Below are 6,034 nucleotides of genomic sequence, written 5' to 3'. Positions count from 1 at the left end.
GGTCCTGTCCGGCCGAGGCCCCACCCGGCCGAGGCCCCGTGCCGATGAGGCCCCGTCCCACCGAGGGACGGGGCCTCATCGCGTCGAGCCGGCATGCCCACAGGCCGGACAAGCTCGGAGCGAGCCGTGCAAACGCAGCGCAGGCCGTACAAGATCGAAGCAAGCAGTACGGGCGCAGGCCGTACGAGCCGGGCGCCGGGCCGGGCGAGGGCCTCTCAGAGCAGGGCGTGCTGCGGCGTGGTCGGCATCCGCCCGACGGTCGGCCTGGTCTCCGACTGGACGGCGCCCGAGGACACCTCGATCGAGGGTCCGCCCACCTTCCAGTCCTGGGCGGTGGAGGGCCCGATGGGCAGGACCGTGGCCGACGCGCGCCTGGCCCTGCGGGTGATGGCCGGCATCGACCTGCGCGACCCGTTCGGCGTGCCCGCGTTGCCCGGGGCCGCGCCCGCGGCGGGACCGGTCCGGGTCGGGATCGTGCGCGACGTGGGCCTGGCCAAGCCGCACCCGGCCGTCAGCGAGGCGCTGGACAGCGCGGCGCGGTGGCTGGCCGAGGCGGGCTACGAGGTGGAGGAACCGGAGCTGCCGCTGCCGGCCGAGGCCTCGCGGCTGTGGTCCCTGCTGCTGTTCGAGGACATGCGGCCCGGCCTGCCCGGCATGCTGCAGATGGACGAGGCGCTGCGCACGCACATGGGCTACGCCTACGAGTACGCCGCCGAGCTGGGGGCGAGCGGCCCGGCCTGGCCGCCTGCATCCAGGGCTGGGCCCGCCGGGCGACGCTCATCACCCGGCTGCAGGAGCTGCTCGGCCGAGACCGGATCCTGCTGACCCCGGTCAGCGCCGAGCCGCCCTTCGAGCAGGACGCCGACATCGACGACCCGGTGCGCGGGCGCGCCGTCATCGCGGCGCAGTGGCCGATGACCGCCGTGCCGGTCCTGGGGTTCCCCGGGGTCTCGGTGCCGGTGGGACCGGCCGACGGGCTCCCGATCGGCGTCCAGCTCATCGGCGGGCGGCCCGCCGAGGACGTCATCCTCGACGCCGCCCAGGCGATCGAGGACCGGGCGCCCCGGCTCACCCCGATCGACCCCCGCTGAACCCACCGCCGCGCCGTACGGCGCCGCCACGCCGGATCCGCCGCATGCCGTACGGCGCCGCCTCGTCGAAGCCGCCGCGCGCCGTACCGCACCGCCTCGTCGAAGCCGCCGCGCGCCGGGCCGGGCGTCAGCCGCCCGAGGTCGCGACGGTGTCCAGGGTGAGCGCGGCCTGCTCGCGGGAGGTGGCGTCGTAGCGGTGTGACAGCGTGCGGAACAGGTGCTCGGCGCGGATGGCCGGCCAGTCGGCGGGCAGGTGCTCGGCCGGCAGGTGGGGGTCGGAGCGCACCAGCTGGAGCCAGTCGGTGTGCAGCAGCAGCTGGCGGGTGAAGTCGTCGGGGACCGCCGGCACGGGGTCGGGGCGGTCCCAGCGTTCCAGGAAGGCGCGATAGCGGGCGGCGATGCCCGCGGTGTCGAACGCGCGGTGGACGAGCTGGGCGGCCTCGGTCGGCTCGGCGGCGTGGGCCCTCATCACATTGAGGTGGTCGTCCAGGCCGAGCTCGGCGACCACGCGGGGGACGTCCACCTGGCCTGGAGCGATCCACAGGCCGTTCTGCAGCGGGCCGAAGCCCGCCCAGATGAGCCGGGTGCGCAGGTCGTGCCGCTGGCGGCGCCAGGCCTCGGGCAGGGAGAAGCCGACCAGGGTCCACGTGCCGTCCCATTCACGGTTGACCGCCCCGGCGCTCCAGACGCGGTCGTGGCCGTCGCGCAGGACGGCGCTGGAGCGCTCGGTGAGCCCGAAGTACATCTTGCGGCCCCGGCGGTGCCGGGTCAGCAGGTCCCGCCGGACCATCCGGGCCAGGGTGGCGCGCACCGCCTCCTCCGAGACCCCCACCCTGGCCAGCACGTCGATGACGCTGCCGGAGTAGACCGCGATCTCCCGGCCCAGGACGTGCAGGCCCAGGAAGCTCAGCATCAGGGACTGCGGCCGCGGCGAGCCCGTCTGCTCATCCGTCGCGGTCCCGTCCATGGTCACGGGGTTGCCGATCACAGCGTCCGGTGTCGTCACGCGGCAAGTGTAGGGCCGCCCGACGAAGTTCGACAATTTATTGACTGCCAACGTTTCATTGTCTAACGTCGGGGTGCGCAGTCGCGTGAGATGAGGAGTCCTGCAGTGGATCTGACGGGCAAGACAGCGATCGTCACCGGCGGCGGACGCGGCCTGGGCTTCGCCTACGCCTCCGCGCTGGCCGCGGCGGGCGCGGCGGTCGTGGTCAACGACGTGGACGCCGGGGCCGCCGAGCAGGCGGTCAAGGTGATCACCGCCGCGGGCGGGCGGGCCGTCGCCGAGGTGGCGCCGGTCGGCACCGGCGAGACCGCGCAGGCGCTGGTGGACCGCGCCGTCGAGGCCTTCGGCCGGCTGGACGTCATGGTCGCCAACGCGGGCATCCTGCGCGACCGGGTGCTGTGGAAGATGTCGGACGAGGACTTCGACGAGGTGGTCCGGGTGCACCTGCGCGGCACGTTCACCTGCGCCCGCGCCGCCGCGATCCGCATGCGCGAGCAGGGCGGGGGCGGCCGCATCGTCACCGCCTGCTCCCCCGCGGGCCAGCGCGGCAACTTCGGCCAGACCAGCTACGCCGCGGCCAAGGCCGGCATCGCGGCGATGACCCGCACCTGGGCGCTGGAGCTGGCCCGCTCGGGCGTCACGGTCAACGCGATCGTCCCCGTCGCGGCGACCGGGATGACCCGCACGATCCCGGCCTTCGCCCCCTACGTCGAGGCGCTGGAGAAGAACGGCGAGCCGCTGCCGGACCGGCTGCGCAAGGCCGAGGGCTTCGGCACCGCCGAGGACGTCGCCGGGCTGGTCGTCTTCCTCGCCTCCGATGCCGCCGCGGGGGTCACCGGCCAGTGCGTGGGCGTCGGCGGCGACAAGCTCGCCCTGTGGTCGCACCCGCAGGAGATCGTCACCGCCTACGCCGACGGCGGCTGGAGCGCCGACGCCATCGCCGCCGCCTGGCCCGTCTCGGTCGGCCGTGAGCCGCAGAGTTACGGCATCCCCGCCCCGCAGGCGCCCGGCGCCTGAACCGTCCGCGAAAGGACCCGATGATGACGTCGATCAACCTGGACGACCTCGTCGCCATCGACGTGCACACCCACGCGGAGATCTCCGCCGACGGGCACCACTCGCTCAGCCCGGAGCTGTCGGCCGCCTCCACCCGCTACTTCAAGGTGCACGGCACCCGGGAGCCGACCATCGCCGAGATGGCGGCCCACTACCGCGAGCGCCGCATCGCCGCGGTGGTCTTCACCGTCGACGCCGAGACCGCCACCGGGCACCCGCCGATCCCCAACGAGGAGGTCGCCGCCGCCTGCGCCGAGCACGCCGACATCCTGATCCCCTTCGCCAGCGTCGACCCCTGGCGCGGGCGGGCGGGCGCCAGGCGGGCCCGGCGGCTGGTGGAGGAGCACGGGGTGCGCGGCTTCAAGTTCCACCCCAGCATCCAGGGCTTCGCCCCCAACGACCCGATCGCCTACCCGCTGTACGAGGTCATCGAGGAGCTGGGCGTCCCCGCGCTGTTCCACACCGGGCAGACCGGCATCGGCGCGGGGGTGCCGGGCGGCGGCGGCATCCGGCTGAAGTACTCCGATCCCATGCTGGTCGACGACGTGGCCGTGGACTTCCCCGAGCTGCGCATCATCCTGGCGCACCCGTCCTTCCCCTGGCAGGACGAGGCGCTCGCGGTCGCCACGCACAAGCCGTACGTCCACATCGACCTGTCGGGCTGGTCGCCGAAGTACTTCCCGCCGCAGCTGGTGCGCTACGCCAACACGCTGCTGAAGGACAAGGTGCTGTTCGGCTCCGACTACCCGGTCATCTCGCCCGACCGCTGGCTGGCCGACTTCGAGCAGCTCGACATCAAACCGGACGTCCGGCCGCTGATCCTCAAGGACAACGCGGCCCGGCTGCTCGGGCTGGACGCCAAGTGACGGGGGACGACCGTGCGTAACCAGGGCATCGGGTCCTGGCCCGCCCGCCGGGCCCGCAGGACCCCCCACCGGATCGCCCTCGTGCACGAGGGGCGCCAGACGACCTATCGGGAGCTGCACGAGCGGGTGCTGCGCCTAGCGCACGCCCTGCGCGCCCTGGGGGTACGGCGCGGCGACCGGGTCGCCTACCTGGGGCCCAACCACCCCTCGTTCGTGGAGACGCTGTTCGCGGCCGGGACGCTGGGGGCGGTGTTCGTCCCGCTCAACACCCGGCTGGCCGTACCGGAACTGGCCTTCGACCTGTCCGACTCCGGCGCCGCGGTGCTCGTGCACGCCCCGTCGGAGACCGCGGCGGCGCTGGAGGTCCCGCACCGCGTCTCGCTGGACGACTACGAGGAGCTGATCGCCCGGTCCGGCGGGGAGCCGATCGACGAGCCGGTCTCCCCCGGCGACCCCTGCATGATCATGTACACCTCGGGGACGACCGGACGCCCCAAGGGGGCCGTGCTCTCGCACGCCAACATCACCTGGAACAGCGTCAACGTCCTGATCGACACCGACCTGACCGCCGGCGAGGTGACGCTCGTGGTCGCCCCGCTGTTCCACACCGCGGGCCTGAACATGACGTGCCTGCCCACGCTGCTCAAGGGCGGCCAGGTGGTGCTGCTGGGCGCCTTCGACCCCGGCCGGGTGCTGGAGCTGATCGAGACCGGGCGGATCACGCAAATGTTCGGCGTGCCCACCATGTTCGACGCCATGGCCGCCCACCCCCGCTGGGCCGGGACCGACCTGTCGAGCCTGCGCACGCTCAACTGCGGCGGCGCCCCGGTCCCGATGCGCACCATCGAGACCTACCTGGAGCGCGGCCTGGCCTTCAGCCAGGGGTACGGCATGACCGAGGCCTCCCCCGGTGTCCTGTATCTGCCCGCGGAGCAGGCCGTGGCCAAGGCCGGCTCGGCCGGGGTGCCGCACTTCTTCACCGACGTGCGCGTGGTGCGCTCCGACGGCCGCGACGCCGCGCCGGGCGAGAACGGCGAGATCATCGTCCAGGGGCCCAACGTCATGACCGGTTACTGGGGCGCGCAGCCCCTCGCCCGCGGCGAGTGGCTGCGCACCGGGGACGTCGGCCGGACGGACGAGGACGGCTACGCCTACATCGTCGACCGGGTCAAGGACATGTTCGTCTCCGGCGGGGAGAACGTCTATCCGGCCGAGGTGGAGTCGGCGATCCTGCTCCACCCCGAGGTCGCCGACTGCGCCGTCATCGGCGTCCCGGACGCGGTCTGGGGCGAGGTCGGCCGGGCCGTCGTCGTGCTCAGGCCGGGCTCCACCGCCTCCGCCGGGGACATCCTGGGCTTCCTGCACGGGCAGCTCGCCAAGTACAAGATCCCCAAGTCCGTCGTCTGGGCCGAGACGATCCCGCGCACCCCCTCGGGAAAGATCCTCAAGCCTGCGCTCCGCGTCTCCTACGCGGCTCCGGCCGCCGGCGTCTGAAGTCCCCCTCGCAGTGCCGCTCTCACCGGAAGGACCCCTGCCATGACCACCACCGCCCACGGGCTCGACGAGGTGAAGGCCCTGGCCGGAACCGACCTCGGGCGCACGGAGTGGATGGAGATCGCCCAGGACCGGGTGAACGCCTTCGCCGACGCCACCGGCGACCACCAGTGGATCCACACCGATCCCGAGCGGGCCGCGGACGGCCCGTTCGGCGCCCCGATCGCCCACGGCTACCTGACCCTGTCGCTGGTCATCCCCCTGTTCAACCGGCTGCTGGAGATCAGTGGCGTCTCCATGAGCATCAACTACGGCCTGGACAGGGTCCGCTTCCCCAGCCCCGTCCGGGTCGGGGCGAAGATCCGCCTGGCCGGCGTCGTGGACGCGGTGGAGGAGGTCAACGGAGGCGTGCAGATGCATCTGACCTTCACCGTGGAGATCGACGGCGGCGACAAGCCCGCCTGTGTGGCCCAGGCCGTCTACCGTCACTACGCCTGACGGGCCGGCCGCGGCGGATGCGG

7 protein-coding genes are annotated in these 6,034 nt (G+C 73.3%); 6 read left to right on the top strand and 1 reads right to left on the bottom strand.

Annotated features, from left to right (window positions below; genetic code table 11):
• Positions 1-237 precede the first annotated feature (237 nt).
• Together Psi01_RS38090 and Psi01_RS44445 are read left to right on the top strand one after the other, a co-directional pair.
• Positions 238-825, top strand: coding sequence for an amidase family protein (locus tag Psi01_RS38090; RefSeq protein ID WP_239128339.1), 588 nt, complete (start codon positions 238-240; stop codon positions 823-825).
• A gap of 53 nt (positions 826-878) precedes the next feature.
• Positions 879-1,091, top strand: coding sequence for a hypothetical protein (locus tag Psi01_RS44445; protein ID WP_204069045.1), 213 nt, complete (start codon positions 879-881; stop codon positions 1,089-1,091).
• 127 nt (positions 1,092-1,218) lie between these two features.
• On the opposite strand, the gene Psi01_RS38080 is transcribed toward Psi01_RS44445, so the two are convergent.
• Entirely contained in the window at positions 1,219-2,097 is an 879-nt protein-coding gene (locus Psi01_RS38080) for a PaaX family transcriptional regulator (protein ID WP_204069041.1), read from the bottom strand.
• 105 nt (positions 2,098-2,202) lie between these two features.
• Between Psi01_RS38080 and Psi01_RS38075 the strand changes: the two genes are divergently transcribed.
• The 4 genes from Psi01_RS38075 to Psi01_RS38060 are packed head-to-tail and all read left to right on the top strand — an operon-like array spanning position 2,203 to position 6,011.
• Positions 2,203-3,114 (top strand): SDR family oxidoreductase, encoded by a 912-nt coding sequence (locus Psi01_RS38075; RefSeq protein WP_204069040.1) that lies wholly within the window; start codon positions 2,203-2,205, stop codon positions 3,112-3,114.
• 23 nt (positions 3,115-3,137) lie between these two features.
• A complete protein-coding gene (locus Psi01_RS38070) occupies positions 3,138-4,019 on the top strand; it encodes an amidohydrolase family protein (protein WP_204069039.1) in 882 nt (293 codons plus the stop codon).
• Positions 4,020-4,031: 12 nt separating this feature from the next.
• On the top strand, positions 4,032-5,513 hold the full coding sequence (locus tag Psi01_RS38065) for an acyl-CoA synthetase (RefSeq protein ID WP_204069038.1): 1,482 nt from the start codon (positions 4,032-4,034) through the stop codon (positions 5,511-5,513).
• A gap of 42 nt (positions 5,514-5,555) precedes the next feature.
• A complete protein-coding gene (locus Psi01_RS38060; protein ID WP_204069037.1) occupies positions 5,556-6,011 on the top strand; it encodes a MaoC family dehydratase in 456 nt (151 codons plus the stop codon).
• Positions 6,012-6,034: the final 23 nt, after the last annotated feature.

The organism is Paraplanobispora siamensis, from assembly GCF_016863175.1.
GTDB lineage: Bacteria > Actinomycetota > Actinomycetes > Streptosporangiales > Streptosporangiaceae > Planobispora > Planobispora siamensis.
The sequence above is the reverse complement of the archived record's forward strand: the minus strand, read 5'-3'. Positions and strand labels throughout refer to the sequence as shown.

Coding starts and splice junctions, on each gene's coding strand:
- Psi01_RS38070 (WP_204069039.1), top strand. CDS start 3,138: ATGACGTCGATCAACCTGGACGACCTCGTCGCCATCGACGTGCACACC.
- Psi01_RS38060 (WP_204069037.1), top strand. CDS start 5,556: ATGACCACCACCGCCCACGGGCTCGACGAGGTGAAGGCCCTGGCCGGA.